Source organism: Neisseriaceae bacterium CLB008 (assembly GCA_041228285.1).
Classification (GTDB): domain Bacteria; phylum Pseudomonadota; class Gammaproteobacteria; order Burkholderiales; family Neisseriaceae; genus JAGNPU01.
This window is the reverse complement of sequence record CP166133.1, coordinates 1,575,062-1,596,797: the sequence shown is the minus strand read 5'-3', so window position 1 is coordinate 1,596,797 and position 21,736 is coordinate 1,575,062. Positions and strand designations below refer to the sequence as shown.

Here is a 21,736-nt window from a genome sequence, read left to right as displayed (position 1 = left end):
TGGGACATACAGTGGCTTCATTAGAGACATGGATAGGCCTACGCTATTTGCGGGCAAAAAAACGAAATGGGTTTGTGTCATTCATCAGCTTGGTGTCGGTGTTGGGCATCGCCTTAGGGGTGATGGCACTGATTGTGGTGTTGTCGGTGATGAATGGCTTTCAAAAAGAAATTCGCGGCCAATTGCTGAATGTGGCCCCCCATGTGGAAGTCGGTTATTTCTCGTATGAAGAACACAATGGCTGGCAAAGCTTGGCCAAGCTGGCTCAGGATCGACCTGAAGTCATCAGCACGGCGCCGTATATTGCCGAGCAAGGCCTGCTGGTTAATTCGGGCGTGGTGCGCGGCGCGCAGATCAAAGGCATTGACCCCGTTGCCGAAAACACCGTAGTCGACTATGGGCAGAATATGCCCATTGGCCAATTCAGTGATTTAAAAGCGGGTGAGTTTGGCATTATTTTGGGCCAAGATTTGGCTCAGGCCTTGGGTGCGAATATGGGTGACAAGGTCACCGTGATCACGCCAGAAGGCAATAATACCCCAGCAGGCATGGTGCCGCGGCTAAAACGCTTTACCGTGGTGGGCTTGGTGAAAACCAAAGTGTTTGAAATGGACAGCACTTTGGCGATGATTCATTTGGCCGATGCCCAAGTTTTATTTCATTATGGCGAAGACGTTTCTGGCGTACGCTTAAAAATTAAAGACCCGCAAAATGCGCCTAGCTTCTTGCGTTCGTTCATGACGCCCGATCGACAAACTCAGATGTGGGCAGAAGACTGGACGGCTAAAAACCGCAGCTATTTTGAGGCAGTGGAACTAGAAAAGCGGATGATGTTCATCATTTTAACCCTGATCATTGCCGTGGCTGCGTTTAACCTGGTGTCGTCGTTGGTGATGGCGGTGAACGAGAAACAGGCCGACATCGCTATTTTGCGCACCGTTGGCCTGTCGCCACGCGGTGTCATGAAAATATTCATGATTCAAGGCGCTATTTCTGGCTTTATGGGTACTTTGGCCGGCGTGTTTTTTGGCGTTTTGACGGCTTATAACGTTGGCTACATTGTGTCTGGCATCGAAAAGCTTTTGGGCCGGCAGCTGATTAATTCGCAGGTGTATTTTTTAGATTATCTACCTTCGGACGTGCGCTTAAGCGACGTGGTGGTGATTGCTGTGGTGTCTTTGGTGCTGTCTTTCTTGGCCACTTTATACCCCAGCTATCGTGCGTCGAAAACCCAACCAGCGGAGGCTTTACGCTATGAGTAATTTGGTATTGCAGTGTGACGCCTTAAGTAAGTCTTATCGCGATGGTGAAGTATCGGTGGACGTGATTCAAAATCTATCCTTATCCGTGTATGAAGGCGAAAGCCTAAGCATTGTGGGCAGCTCTGGCAGCGGTAAGTCAACGCTCTTACATTTACTCGGCGGCTTAGACGCGCCGACGTCAGGCCGTATCAGCCTCAAAGGCCAGGATTATGCCAAGCTGAGCCAGAAAAAACTGGGCGATCTACGCAATCAGTATTTGGGTTTTGTGTATCAATTCCATCACCTATTGCTAGAGTTTTCGGCCCTTGAAAACGTGATGATCCCCTTGCTTATTGGTAAAAAATCTCGCGCTGAAGCGGAAGCTTTAGCGATGGCCATTTTGACTCAGGTCGGTTTGAAAGATAGGGTGAAGCATCGCCCTAGCGAGCTGTCTGGCGGTGAGCGTCAGCGCGCGGCCATTGCTCGGGCGCTGGTGACGCGCCCAGCCTGCATCTTGGCAGACGAACCAACGGGCAATCTAGACCGTAAAAATGCCCAAAACGTGTTGAGTTTGATGCTGGAATTAAAGCAAGAGTATCAGACCAGCCTGGTGGTGGTGACCCACGACGATGAGCTGGCGACCCGTTTTGATCGCGTCTTTACCATGCAAGAGGGCCACTTAGTGGCGGTGCTCAGCTAATGACTGGCGCCGTGGCAGGTGTAACGCAAACTTCGTTCGACGTCGTGCGGGCTGAGCATTCTGTGTATCAAGCCACCGCAGCGGTTTTGGCGCCGATTGCCCCACAAGCGTTCGCCACGGTGGCGCCTTATTTACGCCAGCTGGTGCATGGCCTAGATGAAGGGCACACCTGCTTGTCTTTGGCGCCTTGGCAAGCCCAAGCGTTGGGTAACGCCATGCCTTTGGTTAGCACCACGCCCGAAGTGGTGGCGCCCTTGCTGCTGTGGCGCCAGCGCTTAAGCTTTATGCGCCAATGGCAGGAAGAGGCCGAATTAGCCCAGCGGCTATTGGCATTGAGCCAACAGCCTGCGCTGGAGTTTCATCCGGCAGAAGCGCAGCTGGTGTTGACGGCGCTGTTTGGCGCAGACAACCACGATCGCCAAAAGCAGGCGGCGGCTTTGTCTTTATTGCAGGCATTCTTATTGATCAGCGGTGGCCCCGGTACCGGTAAAACCACCACCGTGGCCAAAATTGTGGCGACGCTATTGTTGGTGTTGAAGCAAAAAATCAGCATTGCTTTGGCAGCCCCTACTGGCAAGGCCGCTGCCCATATGGCTGCGGCTTTTCAAAAGGCCTTTACTAGCCTACAAGGTCGGCTTGACTGGGTCATGCAGGATGAGCTGTTGTCTTTTGTGCCCTTGGTTGAAGGACTACAGGGCCAGACTTTGCATCGCCTCCTAAAATTGAATCCGCTGACGCAGCAGGCGCGCTACCATCAGGATCAGCCTTTGCCCTATGATTTAATCATCGTCGACGAAGCCTCTATGATCGACAGCGGCATGATGCGGCAGCTGTTGGCCGCCACCGCGCCGAACAGCCGCCTTATTTTGTTGGGCGACAAAGATCAGCTACCTTCCGTAGGCGCTGGTGCCGTGGTGCAGACGCTGTTTCGGCCAACGGCGTTGTCTGCGACAACGGCGGCACAGCTGAATGCTTATTTACCCAAGCACGGCATACCCAGCGTGGCTGACCCGGGACTTGCACAGTGCGTCTTGGCTTTAACCCATAGCCATCGCTTTGATGCCCAAAGCGGCATTGGCGCCTTGGCGCGAGCTGTGAATGAAGCGCCCGATGACGTGGCGGATATTTTAAATGACTTTCCCGAGCAGCTGCGCCTATTGCCGCAAACGGCGGCCCTATACCCCGATCTATATCAGGCCCAGGCCCAGTATTGGCAGGCCATTCAGGCCAATGATGTGTCCCAAGCGTTTATCCATCAACAAGACGTCATCGTACTCAGTGCCTTAAAGGATGACGCCCTACGGTTTAATGAAACGTATGAAGGCTATTTGGCTAAGCGTGGCCATCGACAGGCACAAGAGGTGTTCTATCCAGGTAAAGTGATCATGATCAGCGCCAACGATTATCCACTTAATCTGTTTAATGGCGACATCGGGATTGTGCTGCTGGATGAAGCGGGCACGCTTAAGGTGTATTTTCCCAGCGCCGAAGGTTTTCGCGCTTTACCGCTCAGTATGTTGCCCGAGCATGAGAGTGCATTTGCGTTTACCGTACATAAAAGCCAAGGATCGGAGTATCAGGCTGTATGGCTGCTACCGCCTAGCTACAGCATTGATGAGCAAGATCAGGCCTATGCTTTGATGAATCGCGCTTTGGTGTATACCGCGATTACGCGCGCCAGAACGACATTTGGTTTTGTGGGCGAACCGTCAGCATTGGTCGCCGCCGCACGCCAGGTGGCCGAGCGTGACAGCCTATTGCCGTTATTGCTGTAGTTTTTGCTGTTGGCTATTGATTGAAAAGAAAAGCCCAAGCAGATGCTTGGGCTTTTTGTCGTTTAAAGCTTACGCGACAGCCAGATGACTCTGCCAATGATGGTGATGTCTTTGCCTAAGTCGTCAATATTGACATCAAACGGCAAGAATAAGGGGTTGTTGCTGCTGATGCGCATGATGTTGCCGGGTAAGGATTGGGTGTGCTTAATCATTCTGTTTTGATTAATGGCCAGCGCATAGAGGCCGTCTCCAGCTTGATTGTCGGCTAGATTAACCAAAACCTCATCTTGATCTTCAACAATGCCGGTCATGGCATTGCCTTTAACCGTCATTAAGATTAGATCGGCAGGGTCAGCCTGTAGCCTTGACGATAACCAGTTCTTGGTAAAGAGGGCGTAATTTGATAGGGCTGATTGTCCCTGATGACTGCTGTCTAGAGGGATTTTGACATGAGTGGCCAGAGGGTCTGAAGTGGTTTGACTCGATTTTTTTATGCCCGTCATCAACCAGTCTAAGTCCGCATCGCTTAGTTTGGCCAAGTTAACCATAAAGGTAGTGCTTGGGTCGCGGGTACCGTATTCATAATTTTGCAATGTGGTCAGCGACACCTGAAGCAACTGTGCTAGGTTGGCTCGGGATAGTTTTAAGTGTTGTTCTCTGGTCTCACGTATGCGGTCACCTAGTGACTTTAATGAGGCCTCATGGGTTTCGTTTGTGGTTGTCACTGTGGTATTTTATCCGTTTAAAAAGACTTTATATTTCAATTGCTTGGTTTGATTCTAACGCAAACGTGAGATTCTAACAACAATTAAAACACATTAAGGGTTGTTAATAGTTCCTTTTGTGGTAGTATTGCATGAAACAAGCACCTTATTGTGGTTGATGGCGTGGAGGCCAGTTTAAAAATCAACTGATAGAGGCAAACATTGCGGCGAAAGTGATCTATGGCTTGGCAATATAGAAGCGCTTGTTTTGTAACTATTTAATTTAATGAGTTAAGTGATTAATTTCACTGATTAGCATGCAAATAAAGGCTTGGTTGTCAGGCCCATATTAGCATGCTTGATATTGATTGTCTTATTTATTGCGATAGCTTTTAAGTATTGCGAATTATTTTTAAATAGTTTTAATAAATTTAAATACAAGGCACGGTGACATGCTAAATCGTGATTGAGTCTTTTTGTGGTTGCTTTAAGGCATCACGAGACGAAAGAGCATTGATGATGTGGCTGCTTGTACAACACAGTTGAGGGTTGACAAATGAATAAGGTCTTTAAAATTGTCTGGAGTCAGGCATTAAAAACATGGGTAGTGGCTTCTGAGCTGACTAAGAGCAAAAGCAAAAGTAAATCCACGGTTGATGCCAAAACGGCATGGGCGGTTGTGTCAGCTTTGGCCACTTTGAGTGGGACTGTCTACGCGGCCTCAGGCATCGATGGTGGGGCCACGTCTGGTGGTAGTAATGGCACTGCGATTTCTGCCTGTAAAGGCGGCTCGCAAGCGCAGGCGATTGGCAGCAATGCCATTGCGATTGGCTGTGATTCAGAGGCGAATAATAATGATGGAAAGTCAGGCGACACCAATATTCAATTGGTGAACCGTAAAAACCCGGGTAATCCCTATACCGGCACTGAATACCTCATGCAAAATGCCGCCAGCACGGCCATTGGCTATCGAGCCAAAGCCGCTAATGCTTCTATTGCCTTAGGTGATAAAGCGCAAGCGACAGATGTGGGCATTGCCATTGGTTTAGGTGCTGAGTCGTTGGCGAATTCTGCGATTGCGCTAGGTTCAATGGCGCAAGCAAAAGGCAATACTGCGTTTGCGCTTGGGCGTCAATCGGTTGCCGCAGGACATTATGCAACGGCGATTGGTAACGTGGCTTACGCCAAGAGTGACAGCAGTATCGCCATGGGCCATTCTGCCACCGCCGATGGTTATCGTGCCATTGCCATTGGTGGGGCTGATTCGAAAAAAGCGCCCAGTGATGGGGTATCAGACGGTGCAGGTTATCAAGCCAGCACGCAAACCTTAGCCAAAGGCGAGCAAGCCATTGCCGTTGGGAGCGGCGCCAGCGCCACTCAAAATAATGCGCTGGCTTTAGGCTCTGGCGCTGTCGCCAGCCTGGTCGGTGGCGTGGCCATCGGCCAAGATTCGCAGACGACAGCGTCTAATAAACAAGCTTACCTTACCGGTGCGGGCGCACCTAAAGCGGTTGTGTCTATAGGCGCCAAAGGCAGCGAGCGCCGTATGCAGCACGTGTCTGCCGGTGCAGAAGACACCGATGCCGTGAACGTGAGCCAATTGAAAGCGGTACACACGCTGGCGGAAAAAGGCTGGAAAGTCAGCGCCCAAGGGGCGAACACAAGCACAGTGGCGCCTGGTGATGTTGTAGATTTCAGCAATACGGACGGTAATTTAAAGGTAGCGAAAGGTGCTGCTAATCAGAAATTGACCATTGATTTGAATAAAGACATCAAGCTAGACAGTTTGACCATTAATAATGGTGGTCCCGTGTTAAATAAAACGGGCATTAACCTCAATAATCAAAAAATCATTAATGTTAAAGAAGGCACGAATGAAGGCGATGCCGTCAACGTATTTCAGCTGGATAAGTCAATTAAAAACCTAAACATTGAGCTGACCGGCAAAGGCCTGAACTTTTTGACCAATGATGGCACCCTCATCCATAGAGATTTAGGCACAACATTGGTGGTTAAGGGCGATGCGATCACAGACGGCACTTATTCCGGCAATAACATCAAAACCATCGCGGGTAAAGAAGGGGCTTTGGCCGTACAAATTGCGGATTCTCCCAAGTTTGGTGAAATCGTCATTAATGATGAAGGCCGTATCAGCGGACTTAAAGCCGGTGTGGCTGGTACTGATGCAGTCAACGTCGATCAGCTAAAAGAGGCTGCAGGTAAAGGCTGGAGCGTCACCGCTCAGGGCAAAGACAGCAGCGTAGTGGCGCCAGAAAGCACGGTTGACTTTAGTAACGCCGACGGCAATATTGTGGTGAGCAAAGAAGGCAATAACTTAAAGTTTGATTTAGCCAAAGACCTCACCGGCGACAGCTTGACCATCAATAACGGTGGCCCGGTGATTAACCGTACTGGCATCAATCTAAACAACACCAAGATTGTGAATTTGACCGAAGGCACGAATGATGGCGATGCGGTCAACGTGAAGCAGCTGACTAAGCAGATCACTTATGTGACCAATAACCTGACTGCTAAAGGCCTAAACTTCTCGGGCAATGAAGGCGGCGCGATTCACCGTGATCTAGGCACTACTTTAGCGATTAAAGGTGCGGCCACAACGGCTGGCGAATACAGCGGCCATAACCTAAAAACGGTGGCCAACGCCGATGGCTCGATGGCGTTGCAAATGGCGGAATCACCTAAGTTTGGCAACGTCACCATCAATGATGCTGGCCGCATCACAGGCTTAGAAAAAGGGGTTGAAGACACCGACGCCGTAAACGTGAGCCAATTAAAAGATGCGTCTGGTAAAGGCTGGAACGTCACCGCTCAAGGCAAAGACATGAGCTTAGTGGCGCCAGAAAGCACGGTTGACTTTGGCAACACCGACGGCAACATTGTGGTGAGCAAAGAAGGCAATAACTTAAAGTTTGATTTAGCCAAAGACCTCACTGGCGACAGCTTGACCATCAATAACGGTGGCCCGGTGATTAACCGTACTGGCATCAATCTAAACAACACCAAGATTGTGAATTTGACCGAAGGCACGAATGATGGCGATGCGGTCAACGTGAAGCAGCTGACTAAGCAGATCACTTATGTGACCAATAACCTGACTGCTAAAGGCCTAAACTTCTCGGGCAATGAAGGCGGCGCGATTCACCGTGATCTAGGCACTACTTTAGCGATTAAAGGTGCGGCCACAACGGCCGGCGAATACAGCGGCCATAACCTAAAAACGGTGGCCAACGCCGATGGCTCGATGGCGTTGCAAATGGCGGAATCACCTAAGTTTGGCAACGTCACCATCAATGACGCTGGCCGCATCACAGGCTTAGAAAAAGGGGTTGAAGACACCGACGCTGTAAACGTGAGTCAATTAAAAGATGCGTCTGGTAAAGGATGGAACGTCACCGCTCAAGGCAAAGACATGAGCTTAGTGGCGCCAGAAAGCACGGTTGACTTTGGCAACGCCGACGGCAACATCTTGGTGAGCAAAGAAGGCAATAACTTAAAGTTTGATTTAGCTAAAGATCTCACCGGCGACAGCTTGACCATCAATAACGGTGGCCCGGTGATTAACCGTACTGGCATCAATCTAAACAATACCAAGATTGTGAATTTGACCGAAGGCACAAATGATGGCGATGCGGTCAACGTGAAGCAGCTGACTAAGCAGATCACTTATGTGACCAATAACCTGACTGCTAAAGGCCTAAACTTCTCGGGCAATGAAGGCGGCGCGATTCACCGTGATCTAGGCACTACTTTAGCGATTAAAGGTGCGGCCACAACGGCCGGTGAATACAGCGGCCATAACCTAAAAACGGTGGCCAACGCCGATGGCTCGATGGCGTTGCAAATGGCAGAGTCGCCTAAGTTTGGCAACGTCACCATCAATAATGCTGGCCGTATCACGGGCTTAGAAAAAGGGGTTGAAGACACCGACGCCGTAAACGTGAGCCAATTAAAAGATGCGTCTGGTAAAGGCTGGAACGTCACCGCTCAAGGCAAAGACATGAGCTTAGTGGCGCCAGAAAGCACGGTTGACTTTGGCAACGCCGACGGCAACATCGTGGTGAGCAAAGAAGGCAATAATTTAAAGTTTGATTTAGCTAAAGACCTCACCGGCGACAGCTTGACCATCAACAACGGTGGCCCGGTGTTGAGTAAGACAGGCTTAAATTTAAACCACACCAAAATCACCAATCTTCAGGCAGGTAGTGAAGATACGGATGGCGTGAACGTTAAACAGTTGAAAGATTTAAAAGCTGAAGGCTTAAACTTTACCGCCAATGAAGGCAGTCCTATTCACCGTGATCTAGGCACTACTTTAGCGATTAAAGGTGCGGCCACAACGGCCGGCGAATACAGCGGCCATAACCTAAAAACGGTGGCCAACGCCGATGGCTCGATGGCGTTGCAAATGGCGGAATCACCTAAGTTTGGCAACGTCACCATCAATGACGCTGGCCGCATCACAGGCTTAGAAAAAGGGGTTGAAGACACCGACGCCGTAAACGTGAGCCAATTAAAAGATGCGTCTGGTAAAGGCTGGAACGTCACCGCTCAAGGCAAAGACATGAGCTTAGTGGCGCCAGAAAGCACGGTTGACTTTGGCAACGCCGACGGCAACATCGTGGTAACCAAAGAAGGCAATAACTTAAAGTTTGATTTAGCCAAAGACCTCACTGGCGACAGCTTGACCATCAACAACGGTGGCCCGGTGTTGAGTAAGACAGGCTTAAATTTAAACCACACCAAAATCACCAATCTTCAGGCAGGTAGTGAAGATACGGATGGTGTGAACGTTAAACAGTTGAAAGATTTAAAAGCTGAAGGCTTAAACTTTACCGCCAATGAAGGCAGTCCTATTCATCGTGATCTAGGCACTACTTTAGCGATTAAAGGTGCGGCCACAACGGCCGGCGAATACAGCGGCCATAACCTAAAAACGGTGGCCAACGCCGATGGCTCGATGGCGTTGCAGATGGCAGAATCGCCTAAGTTTGGCAACGTCACCATCAATAATGCTGGCCGTATCACGGGCTTAGAAAAAGGCGTGGAGGCGACAGATGCGGTGAACGTGAGCCAATTGACGGACACTGTGGGTGAGCTGGGCTGGACGTTAACGGACGAAGAGAATCAAAAGGCCAAAATTGGCGACAAAGCCACGATTGCATTAAAAGGGGATCAAAACGTGTCCGTTCGTCAGACGGGCCAAGATCAGGCTGGTCAAATCAGCGTGGCTTTGAATAAGGCGCTGACGCTTGAAAGCATTACCGGCATCGACAATAAAGCCCTGAATGTCCTGAGTGGATTGAATGTCGCGGGTGGGTTCAGTGTCGCTAAAAACAGCGTCATCAATATGGGCGGCAATGTGGTTAATAATATTGGCCAAGGCGTTGCGGGCACCGATGCTGTGAACGTGGATCAGTTGAAAAACGAGATCAGCAAGGTGAAGTGGTACGTCGACGGTAAAGGCGGTGAAATTGAAGTCACCCCCGGTACGGGTAATGGCTCTGGTGGGGTTAATCCAGGACCAGGTGAAGGCGGCAGCCAGCCGGGTAAACCAGGCGGCAATACAGTGACCATGAATGGTGCGGACAATATTGACGTTAATGTCAATGGCGAAACCAATACTGTGACCGTTGGCACCGCGGGTAAAGGCAGCATTACCGCCGGCAGTAAAGATGTGATTACCGGAGGCCAGGTTCATGATTTTGCGGAAAGCGTGCGCCAAATTGTGGGTGGGTTGCAAACCACGTTTACCACGCGTGATGGTTCTGTGAAGCATGTGGCGGAGTTTGACATGGCAGGCGGTACGCAAACCACGATTAACGATGCGATGAAGGCCATCGACAACAGCGCCGTTCACTACGATAAAAAAGCAGATGGCAGCATAGACAAGACCAAGGTGACTTTGGGCGAAAAAGGCACGCCAGTGACCGTGGGCAATGTAGCCGAAGGCAAAGAAGACACAGATGCGGTGAACGTCAAGCAGCTTAAAGGCGTTGAAAGTAAAGTGCTTAACTTTGATAACAGCATTAAAAACCTTTCTAAGAGCGTGAATCACTTGTCGCAAAAAATTGATGACATTGATAAAGACAGCCGTGCCGGTGTGGCAGCAGCCATGGCCGCAGCAGGTTTGCCACAAGCCTACCTACCAGGTAAGAGCATGATGGCGATCGCTGGCAGTACTTGGCGCGGTGAAAGTGGTTACGCAATTGGTGTGTCAACCATTTCTGACAACGGTAATTGGGTGGTTAAAGCCAATATGTCTGGTAACGCACGCAGTCAGTACGGCGCATCAGCCGGCGTTGGCTACCAGTGGTAAACCCATTACTCAGACAGAAATGATCAAAGGAATAAACATGAAGAAAATGAATAAAACCCTGCTGGGCTTGACCACGGTTGCTGCGATGTTGTTGAGCGCCTGTACCAGCGTGAGTCACGTTAAATCGAACGGCACCACCGATGAGGTGGTTTGGCCGGACGCCGAAAACGTGAGCTTTAAAACCGGTAGTTTCCCAGTGGTGAACGCATTGAAACTGGTGCGCCCAGGCATGACCAAAGATCAGCTGTACAATCTTTTGGGTCGCCCACACTTTAATGAAGGCCTGATTGGCGTGGTGGAGTGGGATTACTTATTCCATTTTCCACTGCCTAACGGTGAAGTGGTGACCTGTCAGTACAAGGTATTGTTTGATCAAGATAAATTGGCGCAAAGCTTTTTCTGGCGTGAGCCAGCCTGTGCTGATTTGATCAACGGTCGTCCGGTTGTGGCTGCGAAAGCAGAGCAGATCGAGCTGTCAGCCGATGCCTTGTTCCAGTTTAATGGCGCTTCAGGCGAGGAGCTGCTGCCAAAAGGTAAGGCACAGCTCAATGAATTGGTGGCAAAAATTCAGTCAGGCTATGTCAGCGTGGCGAATATTGAACTGACCGGTCATACGGATCGCTTAGGCAGTGAGGCTTATAACCAGCGTTTGGGTATGCAGCGGGCTGAAACGGTTAAAGCTTATTTACAGGCTCAGGGGTTGAATGCACCGATCCATACCAGCAGTGCCGGTAAAAGCATGCCGAAATCGCTAGGCTGTTCGGGCCAGAAAGCAACGCCAGAATTGATTAGTTGCTTACAGCCCGATCGGCGGGTGACGGTCGAAATTCAGGGCCAAAAGAAAAACTAAATCAGCGCAGGGCGCAATCAAAAAACCAGAAATCAGCTTGGCTGATTTCTGGTTTTTATTTTTTAACGTTCCAGCAAGAATGTTCAGCATGCATCAATAATAGGCTTTGAAATTACGTAACACGGCGCCCATAAAGTCATACGCTCTGTCCGTGTGATGCTCACTTCAACAACTGGCTGTCGCAAGATACGCCACACTTTCATTATTAAATATATCTATCGATGCGTTTGGTTTGATAAATATTTCGGTATCATAATTAAAACTGTCGACAATCTGCAAAGTAATCACGAGCGCTTATGCTTCAATTGTTAATTAATGTAAATAATTTAAACGTCATCAATTTACAACACTAAAAACAATGTTAATTAATTTACATATATTTACAATATTTAAAATTTGATCTTAGTCAAGACTGTTTATAAAAATAATCGCTGGTAAGATGCGACACCGAAATGGAGCGAGTTTTCAATGGGTAAGTACCCAGTTAGCTAAACAGAATGCAACAGTATCAAGATTATTTATTCATTCTGTTTAGTTAATTCAAATAAAAGTATCCATTTTAAATATCGTTTTGATTTTAGTTTAGTAACATTTCTTCAGTATTTATTTAATTATTTTTAAGGTTTTATTAATGAATAAGATTTTCAAGATTGTCTGGAGCCAAGCGACCAGAACCTGGACGGTGACTTCAGAGTTGTCAAAAGCAAAAGGTAAGTCGTGCAGCAGCAAGACCGTAGTAGGTGCTGTATTGATGGGGTTGTCGTTGTCTGCGGGTGCAGTGACGCTAGATGAAATGGGCGAAGTGGTTGAGCAACATACGGCCGCTATTGGTGAAAATACAGCCGCTATTGCTCAGAATACAGGCAAAATTAATCAAAATACAGCTGATATCGGTGCAAATACCGCTGCTATTGAGCAAAATGCAGCCGCCATCGAGCAAAATGCAGTTGAAATTGGTAACAATAAAGACGCAACCGAGGCCAACACGGCAGCCATTGGCCAAAACACAGCCGCCATTGGTGAAAGTAAAACGGCTATCGAGCAAAACAAAGTTGCCATCGGCGAAAACAAAGCGGCTATTACCGCTGCTGATCAAAAAATCAACGCTTTGAGTCAAAGCAGCGCTGATGGTTTGGCTCAGCTAGATACTAAAGTGACAGAAGCTAAAAAAGAAGCTGCTGATAATTTAAAAGAAGCAACCAAGCACTTTAAAGCAACTTCTGGCAAAGCTGATGCCAATGCTGCTGGCACAGACAGCGTTGCCGTAGGCCCTGCGGCTCAAGCGTTAGCTCAAAGTGCTGTGGCCGTAGGTGATGAAGCAACAGCTGCCGGCGAAAATGCGGTCGCCATGGGCACTAAGAGCAATGCCGCCGCTAATGCAGTGGCCATGGGTACCATGAGTAATGCAGCTGCGGATGCTGTGGCCATCGGTACTCAAACTAAGGCCGCCGCTAATGCGATTGCCATGGGTAATACGGCTAATGCTGCTGGCAACTCTATTGCCATGGGTAATAAGGCTCAAGCCATAGAGTCAAACTCTGTGGCCATGGGGCATGGCGCACAAGCCAACACCAAAAATAGTATTGCAATTGGTTTAGACGCAGGTCAAGGGACGAGCACGAGTATTGAGTCTGCTGACTATTCAAATGTGGCCATTGGTACAAAAGCAGGGCAAAACGTTAACGGCAGTTTTAACACGGCCGTAGGTCATTTGACAGGCCGTAAAGTTGAGGGTCAGTACAACGTTGTGTTGGGCAATGAGGCTGGCAATAACCTTAAAGGCGATGGCAATATTTCGATCGGTCACCAAGCCAATAAAAATATTGATCAAGACAATAATGATGTTCCCCAGAATGTAGAGTGGGCCATTGCCATTGGTAAAGACACAAAATCAACGGGTAATGACAGTATTGCCATGGGTTCTGGCGCACGTGCACAAGGCGTAAGCGGTATTGCTCTTGGTCAAAGTTCATTTGCGAAGGGCGACACTGGTGTGGCCATTGGTCAAGGCGCGCGAGCAAATGATGCTGGCGTGGCTTTAGGCGCTGGTTCAATGACTGATTCAATGTTGAAAGCCCCTGGCTCATATCTATCTGGTGAAGCAGCGCCTGGTAGTGCCGTTTCTATTGGCTTGTCTGAAGGCTCAACGGCCTTTACCCGTCGTATTACTAATGTGTCTGGCGGTGCTGCTGACCATGATGCGGTCAACGTGAAACAGCTTAAACAGGCACAGCAGGCCGTTGCGAATCTGGTTGGTGACGGTACCGGCGTACGTGCTGATGGCTCTTTTGCCTATATGTTTGATGGCAAAAGCTATTCAACGATTAATGACGCCATTCGCGCGATTCAAAGCGGCACTGTACCAGGCAGCCCTATGGATAATGCCGTACTTTATGATGCTACTGGCTCGGTGATTACCCTTAAAGGTTTGCACGGGACTAAAATTACAGGTGTGGCGGACGGCCAAGCCGATGGTGATGCAGTGAATCTAGGTCAGTTAAAGAAAGTCGTAGATGAGGGTAAAACCCACTACTTCTCGATCAAGACTGAAGAAGGTTTAGCTGGCAGTAATTTTGCTAATGAAGGCGCTAAAGGCAAGAACTCAATGGCGATTGGCCCTTCGGCTCGTGCTGAAAGCGAGCTGGGTACGGCCATTGGCTATGGCGCGCTTGCTGGCCTAGAAAAAAATGAAGGCCAAAACACCAATACGGCCGTTAGTCTAAGTGCTACTGCTGTGGGCAATCATGCGCGTGCAGAACAATCATCCAGTACCGCAATGGGTCATAATAGCCGTGCCTATGGCGAAAGCAGTGTTGCCGTCGGCCATAACACTAAAGCGAATGCTGAGCGTTCGATTGCTATGGGTAAAAATGCCGAAGTGATGCAAGCCGAAGACAATGGTAAAGCTGCTGGTGATGGCATTGCCATCGGTGTGGACTCATTGGTGACTCGTAATGAAGGGATCGCCTTCGGTACCCGTGCTAAATCACAAGACTATAGCGCCATGGCATTAGGTGTGGGGGCACATGCAAAAGAAAAAGCACTTCAGTCAACTGCTATCGGTTATAAAGCAATAACAGAAGCTGAGGGTGCTTTAGCCACAGGTCGTGAAGCTTTGGCTTCGGGTTTTGACAGTACGGCAATTGGTACTAAATCGAAAGCAGTTGCAAAAGACAGCAATGCCTTCGGTACGGGTGCAGAATCTAACGGCGTGAATGGTACTGCCATCGGTACGGGCGCTATAGATTATGCCGTGAGCGGTATTGCCATCGGTACGGGCGCTATCGCTGGTAATAAAAACAACAGTGGTGCTGCTGAAGAAGCCGTGGCCATTGGTAATAAAGCAGTTGCTGAGGGTAAACAGGCCAATGCGTGGGGCAGTAGCGCCAAAGTAACCGCTGAACGCGGTGTGGCCATGGGTACCAAAGCTGAAGTGCGCGTTGGCGCAACTGATGGTTTGGCCATGGGTACGGGCGCAATCGTTCATGATAATGCGACTAAAGCCATCGCGATGGGTGCTGGTTCACAAGTTAATGCCAAAAATGGTGCGGCATTAGGTAGTGGCGCACAAGTTAATCGTGCCGACTCTATCGCCTTAGGTTCGAACTCAAAAACCGATGATGTCTTGTACAATTCTGAAGCGGCATACAGCAAGGTTAAGCATGACGACGCCAAAACAGGCATTGTGTCTGTTGGTGCAAAAGGTGCCGAACGCCGCATCACCAACGTTGCTGGTGGTCAAAGTGACACTGATGGCGTGAACGTGGCGCAGCTAAAAGCCCTTGACAAAGTGTTGACTGAACGTGGCATGAATTTTGCGGGCAATACCGGTGCTGTTGAACACCGTAATCTGGGTGAAACCCTAGCGATTACGGGCGGTATTAAAGATGCAGCCACCGAAACCAGTGGTGAAAATCTGATTACCCGTATGACCGACAATGGTTTGTCGATTGAAATGGCTAAAAATGCCAAGTTCACCAGCGTGACCACTGGCAATACCGTGATGAACAACGAAGGCCTAACTATTAACGGTGGCCCAAGCATCACCACTGGTGGCATCAATGCCGGTGATCAAGTGATCAAGAACGTGGCTCCAGGTAAAAAAGGCACTGACGCCGTCAACGTTGATCAGTTGACTGAAGTGAACAAAGTGGCCAATAAAGGCTGGCAAGTTAAGTCTGACAATGTTTTAGGCAGCACTCAAGTGAAGCCAGGCGACACGGTTGACATTGGTTTGGCAGCAGATGAGAAAAACCTAAGCGTTGCGGCAAAAACCGACAAAGCTACTGGTGAAACCACCATTGATTTTGCGTTAAACAAAGAACTAAAGTTGACCAGCGTGACCACGGGCAATACCGTGATGAACAACAATGGCCTAACCATTAACGATGGCCCAAGCATCACCACTGGCGGTATCAACGCTGGTGATCAAGTGATCAAAAACGTGGCCCCGGGTCAAAAAGGCACTGACGCAGTCAACGTTGACCAGCTGACTAAAGTAAGTGACGTGGCCAATAAAGGTTGGAATGTAACCACTCAAGGCGCTAACAGCAGCAACGTTAAACCTGGCGATACGGTTGACTTTAAAAACACCGATGGCAACATTAAAATCACTAACAAGGGTAACGAGCTGACCTTTGACTTGGCTAAAAACTTGACTGGTCTAGATAAAGTTGAAACCAAAGAGCTGATCATTAAAGACGGCAAACCTGGTGCAGACGGTAAGCCTAGCCAAGACTTGAACGTAGGCGCTGAGTTGAACAAAGGTCTGAACTTTGTGACCAACGAAGGCAAGTTTAACCGTCAATTGGGTGAAACCACCACGATTAAAGGTCTGGCCTCTACTGCCGGTACCTTCAGCGGTAACAACCTGAAAACCGTTGCTGATGCAGAAGGCAATATTAATCTGCTAATGGCCGACGCGCCTAAGTTTGGCGACATCACCATTAACCAAGATGGCAAAATTACAGGCGTTCAAGATGGTGTAGCCGGTAAAGATGCGGTTAACGTTGACCAGCTGACTAAAGTAAGCGAAGTGGCCAATAAAGGTTGGAATGTAACCACTCAAGGCGCTAACAGCAGCAACGTTAAGCCTGGCGACACGGTTGACTTCAAAAACACCGATGGCAACATCAAAATCGCTAACAAGGGTAACGAGCTGACCTTTGACTTGGCTAAAAACTTGACCGGTCTAGATAAAGTTGAAACCAAAGAGCTGATCATTAAAGACGGCAAACCTGGTGCAGACGGTAAGCCTAGCCAAGACTTGAACGTAGGCGCTGAGTTGAACAAAGGTCTGAACTTTGTGACCAACGAAGGCAAGTTTAACCGTCAATTGGGTGAAACCACCACGGTTAAAGGTTTGGCCTCTACTGCCGGTACCTTCAGCGGTAACAACCTGAAAACCGTTGCTGATGCAGAAGGCAATATTAATCTGCTAATGGCCGACGCGCCTAAGTTTGGCGACATCACCATTAACCAAGATGGCAAAATTACAGGCGTTCAAGATGGTGTAGCCGGTAAAGATGCGGTTAACGTTGACCAGCTGACTAAAGTAAGCGAAGTGGCCAATAAAGGTTGGAATGTAACCACTCAAGGCGCTAACAGCAGCAACGTTAAGCCTGGCGACACGGTTGACTTCAAAAACACCGATGGCAACATCAAAATCGCTAACAAGGGTAACGAGCTGACCTTTGACTTGGCTAAAAACTTGACCGGTCTAGATAAAGTTGAAACCAAAGAGCTGATCATTAAAGACGGCAAACCTGGTGCAGACGGTAAGCCTAGCCAAGACTTGAACGTAGGCGCTGAGTTGAACAAAGGTCTGAACTTTGTGACCAACGAAGGCAAGTTTAACCGTCAATTGGGTGAAACCACCACGGTTAAAGGTTTGGCCTCTACTGCCGGTACCTTCAGCGGTAACAACCTGAAAACCGTTGCTGATGCAGAAGGCAATATTAATCTGCTAATGGCCGACGCACCTAAGTTTGGCGACATCACCATTAACAAAGATGGCAAAATTACAGGCGTTCAAGATGGTGTAGCCGGTAAAGATGCGGTTAACGTTGATCAGCTGACTAAAGTAAGCGAAGTAGCCAATAAAGGTTGGAATGTAACCACTCAAGGCGCTAACAGCAGCAACGTTAAGCCTGGCGACACCGTTGACTTCAAAAACACCGATGGCAACATCAAAATCTCTAACGCTGGCAATAACTTGACCTTTGACTTGGCTAAAAACTTGACTGGTCTAGATAAAGTTGAAACCAAAGAGCTGATCATTAAAGACGGCAAACCTGGTGCAGACGGTAAGCCTAGCAAAGACCTAAACGTAGGTGAAGAGCTGAACAAAGGCCTAGATTTTGCTGGTAACACGGGTGAGTTCAACCGTCAGTTAGGTGAAAAAACCACCATTAAAGGTGAAGCCACTACGGCCGGTACTTACGTTGGTAAAAACCTGAAAACCGTGGCAGACGAAAAAGGCAACATCAACCTACAAATGGCTGAACGTCCTGAGTTCTCTGGCCTAGTATTGAATGGCGCAGACGGCAAAGATGCTTCTATTGCCTTCAACGGTAAAGACGGTAAGCCTGGCATGTCGTTAGTGGGTAAAGATGGCGGTCTAGGTCTACAAGGTGCAGACGGCAAAGCAGGCATTGGCTTTAGCGATGATGGCCGCATCACCAACGTTACTGCTGGTAAAGATGGCAAAGACGCTGTCAACGTAGATCAACTAGGTGAATTAGGTACTGATCTGACCAATAAAGGCCTAAATTTTGCCGGTAACGACGGTGAATTCCATCGTAACCTGGGCGAAAAAACCACCATTAAAGGTGAAGCCACTACTGAAGGCGCTTACGTTGGTAAGAACCTGAAAACTGTAGCGGACGATAAGGGCAACATCAACCTACAAATGGCTGAACGTCCTGAGTTCTCTGGCCTAGTATTGAATGGCGCAGACGGTAAAGATGCTTCTATTGCCTTCAACGGTAAAGACGGCAAGCCTGGCATGTCATTAGTGGGTAAAGATGGCGGTCTAGGTCTACAAGGTGCAGACGGCAAAGCGGGCATTGGCTTTAGCGAAGACGGCCGCATCACCAACGTTACTGCTGGTAAAGATGGTAAAGACGCTGTCAACATGGACCAATTGGGCGAGTTTAATACTGACTTGACCACTAAAGGCCTGGATTTTGCGGGTAACGACGGTGAATTCCATCGTAACCTAGGCGAAAAAACCACCATTAAAGGTGAAGCCACTACTGAAGGTGCTTACGTTGGTAAAAACCTGAAAACCGTAGCAGACGAAAAAGGCAACATCAACCTACAAATGGCTGAACGTCCTGAGTTCTCTGGCCTAGTATTGAATGGCGCAGACGGCAAAGATGCTTCTATTGCCTTCAACGGTAAAGACGGCAAGCCAGGCATGTCATTAGTGGGTAAAGATGGCGGTCTTGGTCTACAAGGTGCAGACGGCAAAGCGGGCATTGGCTTTAGCGAAGACGGCCGCATCACCAACGTTGCCCCAGGCATCGATGGTAAAGACGCTGTTAATATGGATCAATTGGGTGAATTAGGTACTGATTTAACCAATAAAGGTCTAAATTTTGCCGGTAACGACGGTGAATTCCATCGTAACCTAGGCGAAAAAACCACCATTAAAGGTGAAGCCACTACAGAAGGTACTTACGTTGGTAAGAACCTAAAAACTGTGGCAGACGCTGAAGGCAACATCAACCTACAAATGGCTGAACGTCCTGAGTTCTCTGGCCTAGTATTGAATGGTGCAGACGGTAAAGATGCTTCTATTGCCTTCAACGGTAAAGACGGCAAGCCTGGCATGTCATTGGTGGGTAAAGATGGCGGTCTAGGTCTACAAGGTGCAGACGGCAAAGCGGGCATTGGCTTTAGCGAAGACGGCCGCATCACCAACGTTGCCCCAGGCAAAGATGGTAAAGACGCTGTCAACATGGACCAATTGGGCGAGTTTAATACTGACTTGACCGCTAAAGGTATGGATTTTGCGGGTAACGACGGTGAATTCCATCGTAACCTAGGCGAAAAAACCACCATTAAAGGTGAAGCCACTACTGAAGGTGCTTACGTTGGTAAAAACCTGAAAACCGTAGCAGACGAAAAAGGCAACATCAACCTACAAATGGCTGAACGTCCTGAGTTCTCTGGCCTAGTATTGAATGGCGCAGATGGCAAAGATGCTTCTATTACCTTCAATGGTAAAGACGGCAAGCCTGGCATGTCATTAGTGGGTAAAGATGGCGGTCTAGGTCTACAAGGTGCAGACGGTAAAGCCGGCGTTGGCTTTAGTGAAGATGGCCGCATCACCAACGTTGCCGCTGGTAAAGACGGTACCGATGCTGTCAATGTCGATCAACTGGGTGAATTAGGTACTGATTTAACCAATAAAGGCATGGATTTTGCGGGTAACGACGGTGAATTCCATCGTAACCTAGGCGAAAAAACCACCATTAAAGGTGAAGCCACTACAGAAGGTACTTACGTTGGTAAGAACCTAAAAACTGTGGCAGACGCTGAAGGCAACATCAACCTACAAATGGCTGAACGTCCTGAGTTCTCTGGCCTAGTATTGAATGGTGCAGACGGTAAAGATGCTTCTATTGCCTTCAACGGTAAAGACGGTAAGCCTGGCATGTCATTAGTGGGTAAAGATGGCGGTTTAGGTCTACAAGGTGCAGACGGTAAGGCAGGCATTGGCTTTAGCGAAGACGGCCGCATCACCAACGTTGCCCCAGGCAAAGATGGTAAAGACGCTGTCAACGTTGATCAGTTGGGTGAAGTGACTCAAGTGGCTAACAAAGGCTGGAATATTAAGTCTGACAATGCCTTGACCAGTAAACAGATTAAACCAGGTGAAACAGTAGATATTGGTTTGGCTGATACTGAAAGCAACTTGAAAGTGGCTGCTAAGTATGAAAATGGTATTGCCACAATTGACTTCTCGTTGAACAAAAACCTGACGGTTAATAGCTTCACTAGCAGTACCGGTAAGCCTATTGATGTCCATGGTGGCTTTAACATTCTTAATGGCGGCTTGACGATTGCAAAAGGTCCTGCAGGTACCGTGAACATGGGCGGTAATCAAATTACTGGCGTGGGTGCGGGTACGCTGAATGATCATGCTGTGAATCTTGGTCAATTGAATCAAGCGATCAATGATCTACAGTGGCGCCTAGAAGGTGAAGGCGATGGTAATGGCGGTGCCGTGGTTAACCCTGGTAACCCAGGTAACGGTAACGGCAGCAAGCCTGGCGAGAAGGAAAATGGCGGTAATACTGGTGGCAGTGGCACTGACAGCAGCGATACCGGTAATCCAAAAGATAACCCTAACACTGGCGTTGGCAACAGCAATACCGTGGTGATGAAAGGTGAGAACAACATCAAAGTGACCGTTGATAAGGGCAGCAATACGGTGACCATCGGGACCAATGGTAATGGTGACGTGAGCAGCGGTAGTAAAGACGTCATTACAGGCGGTCAGCTAAACAACTTGGCTGAAGAAGTTCAGAAGACCTTTGGTAGTGGTGTGACGTATGTGTCTAAAGACGGTAAGGTTAGCCTTGAAACCAAGTTTGAAGTGGCTGGCGGTAAGCAAGACAACGTCACCGATGCTTTGAATGATTTAGACAACAGCGCCGTTCATTACGACAAAACTGCAGACGGTAAAGTAGACAAGTCTAAAGTAACGTTGGGTGAAAAAGGCAAAGAAGTCACCGTGGGTAACGTAGCAGCCGGCGTGAAAGACAACGATGCTGTGAACGTGAGCCAGTTGAAAGGCGCTGTCACTAAGATTGATAACCAATTTAACGAAGTTCATCAAAACATGGGCAAAATGAACCAACGTATTGATGACATCGATAAAGACAGCCGTGCCGGCGTGGCAGCAGCCATGGCCGCAGCAGGTTTGCCACAAGCCTACCTACCAGGTAAGAGCATGATGGCGATTGCTGGCAGTACTTGGCGCGGTGAAAGTGGTTACGCAATTGGTGTGTCAACCATTTCTGACAACGGTAATTGGGTGGTTAAAGCCAATATGTCTGGTAATGCACGCAGTCAGTACGGCGCATCAGCCGGCGTTGGCTACCAGTGGTAAACCCCA

At 48.7% G+C, this 21,736-nt stretch carries 7 protein-coding genes; 6 read left to right on the top strand and 1 reads right to left on the bottom strand.

Features of this window, described 5'->3' with window-relative positions; genetic code table 11:
- The first annotated feature begins 11 nt into the window (after nt 1-11).
- From AB8Q18_07210 to recD, 3 genes are read left to right on the top strand one after another with little or no spacing between them, the layout of a single operon-like run.
- Nucleotides 12-1,262, top strand: a complete 1,251-nt coding sequence (locus AB8Q18_07210) for a lipoprotein-releasing ABC transporter permease subunit (GenBank protein XDZ52906.1) — start codon at nt 12-14, stop codon at nt 1,260-1,262.
- Nucleotides 1,255-1,941: a lipoprotein-releasing ABC transporter ATP-binding protein LolD gene (gene lolD, locus AB8Q18_07205; protein ID XDZ52845.1), complete on the top strand. Its 687-nt coding sequence runs from the start codon at nt 1,255-1,257 to the stop codon at nt 1,939-1,941. The genes AB8Q18_07210 and lolD overlap by 8 nt, the downstream gene beginning before the upstream one ends.
- A gap of 11 nt (nt 1,942-1,952) precedes the next feature.
- The gene (gene recD, locus AB8Q18_07200; protein ID XDZ52844.1) at nt 1,953-3,716 is read left to right on the top strand and encodes an exodeoxyribonuclease V subunit alpha; all 1,764 of its coding nucleotides are present in this window, start codon (nt 1,953-1,955) and stop codon (nt 3,714-3,716) included.
- A gap of 62 nt (nt 3,717-3,778) precedes the next feature.
- Here recD and AB8Q18_07195 read toward each other — a convergent pair whose 3' ends face one another.
- Nucleotides 3,779-4,441 (bottom strand): XRE family transcriptional regulator, encoded by a 663-nt coding sequence (locus AB8Q18_07195; GenBank protein XDZ52843.1) that lies wholly within the window; start codon nt 4,439-4,441, stop codon nt 3,779-3,781.
- 535 nt (nt 4,442-4,976) lie between these two features.
- On the opposite strand from AB8Q18_07195, the gene AB8Q18_07190 reads away from it, so the two are divergent.
- The 3 genes from AB8Q18_07190 to AB8Q18_07180 all read left to right on the top strand — a co-directional run bounded on the left by AB8Q18_07190 (nt 4,977) and on the right by AB8Q18_07180 (nt 21,730).
- Nucleotides 4,977-10,757 (top strand): YadA-like family protein, encoded by a 5,781-nt coding sequence (locus AB8Q18_07190; protein ID XDZ52842.1) that lies wholly within the window; start codon nt 4,977-4,979, stop codon nt 10,755-10,757.
- A 37-nt stretch (nt 10,758-10,794) separates the two neighbouring features.
- Nucleotides 10,795-11,607: an outer membrane protein assembly factor BamE gene (gene bamE / locus AB8Q18_07185; GenBank protein ID XDZ52841.1), complete on the top strand. Its 813-nt coding sequence runs from the start codon at nt 10,795-10,797 to the stop codon at nt 11,605-11,607.
- A gap of 631 nt (nt 11,608-12,238) precedes the next feature.
- Nucleotides 12,239-21,730, top strand: coding sequence for a YadA-like family protein (locus tag AB8Q18_07180; protein ID XDZ52840.1), 9,492 nt, complete (start codon nt 12,239-12,241; stop codon nt 21,728-21,730).
- Nucleotides 21,731-21,736: the final 6 nt, after the last annotated feature.

What these genes read in the sequence shown, in the direction of transcription:
- bamE (XDZ52841.1), top strand. Translation starts at nt 10,795, where the DNA reads ATGAAGAAAATGAATAAAACCCTGCTGGGCTTGACCACGGTTGCTGCG.
- lolD (XDZ52845.1), top strand. Translation starts at nt 1,255, where the DNA reads ATGAGTAATTTGGTATTGCAGTGTGACGCCTTAAGTAAGTCTTATCGC.
- AB8Q18_07180 (XDZ52840.1), top strand. Translation starts at nt 12,239, where the DNA reads ATGAATAAGATTTTCAAGATTGTCTGGAGCCAAGCGACCAGAACCTGG.
- AB8Q18_07190 (XDZ52842.1), top strand. Translation starts at nt 4,977, where the DNA reads ATGAATAAGGTCTTTAAAATTGTCTGGAGTCAGGCATTAAAAACATGG.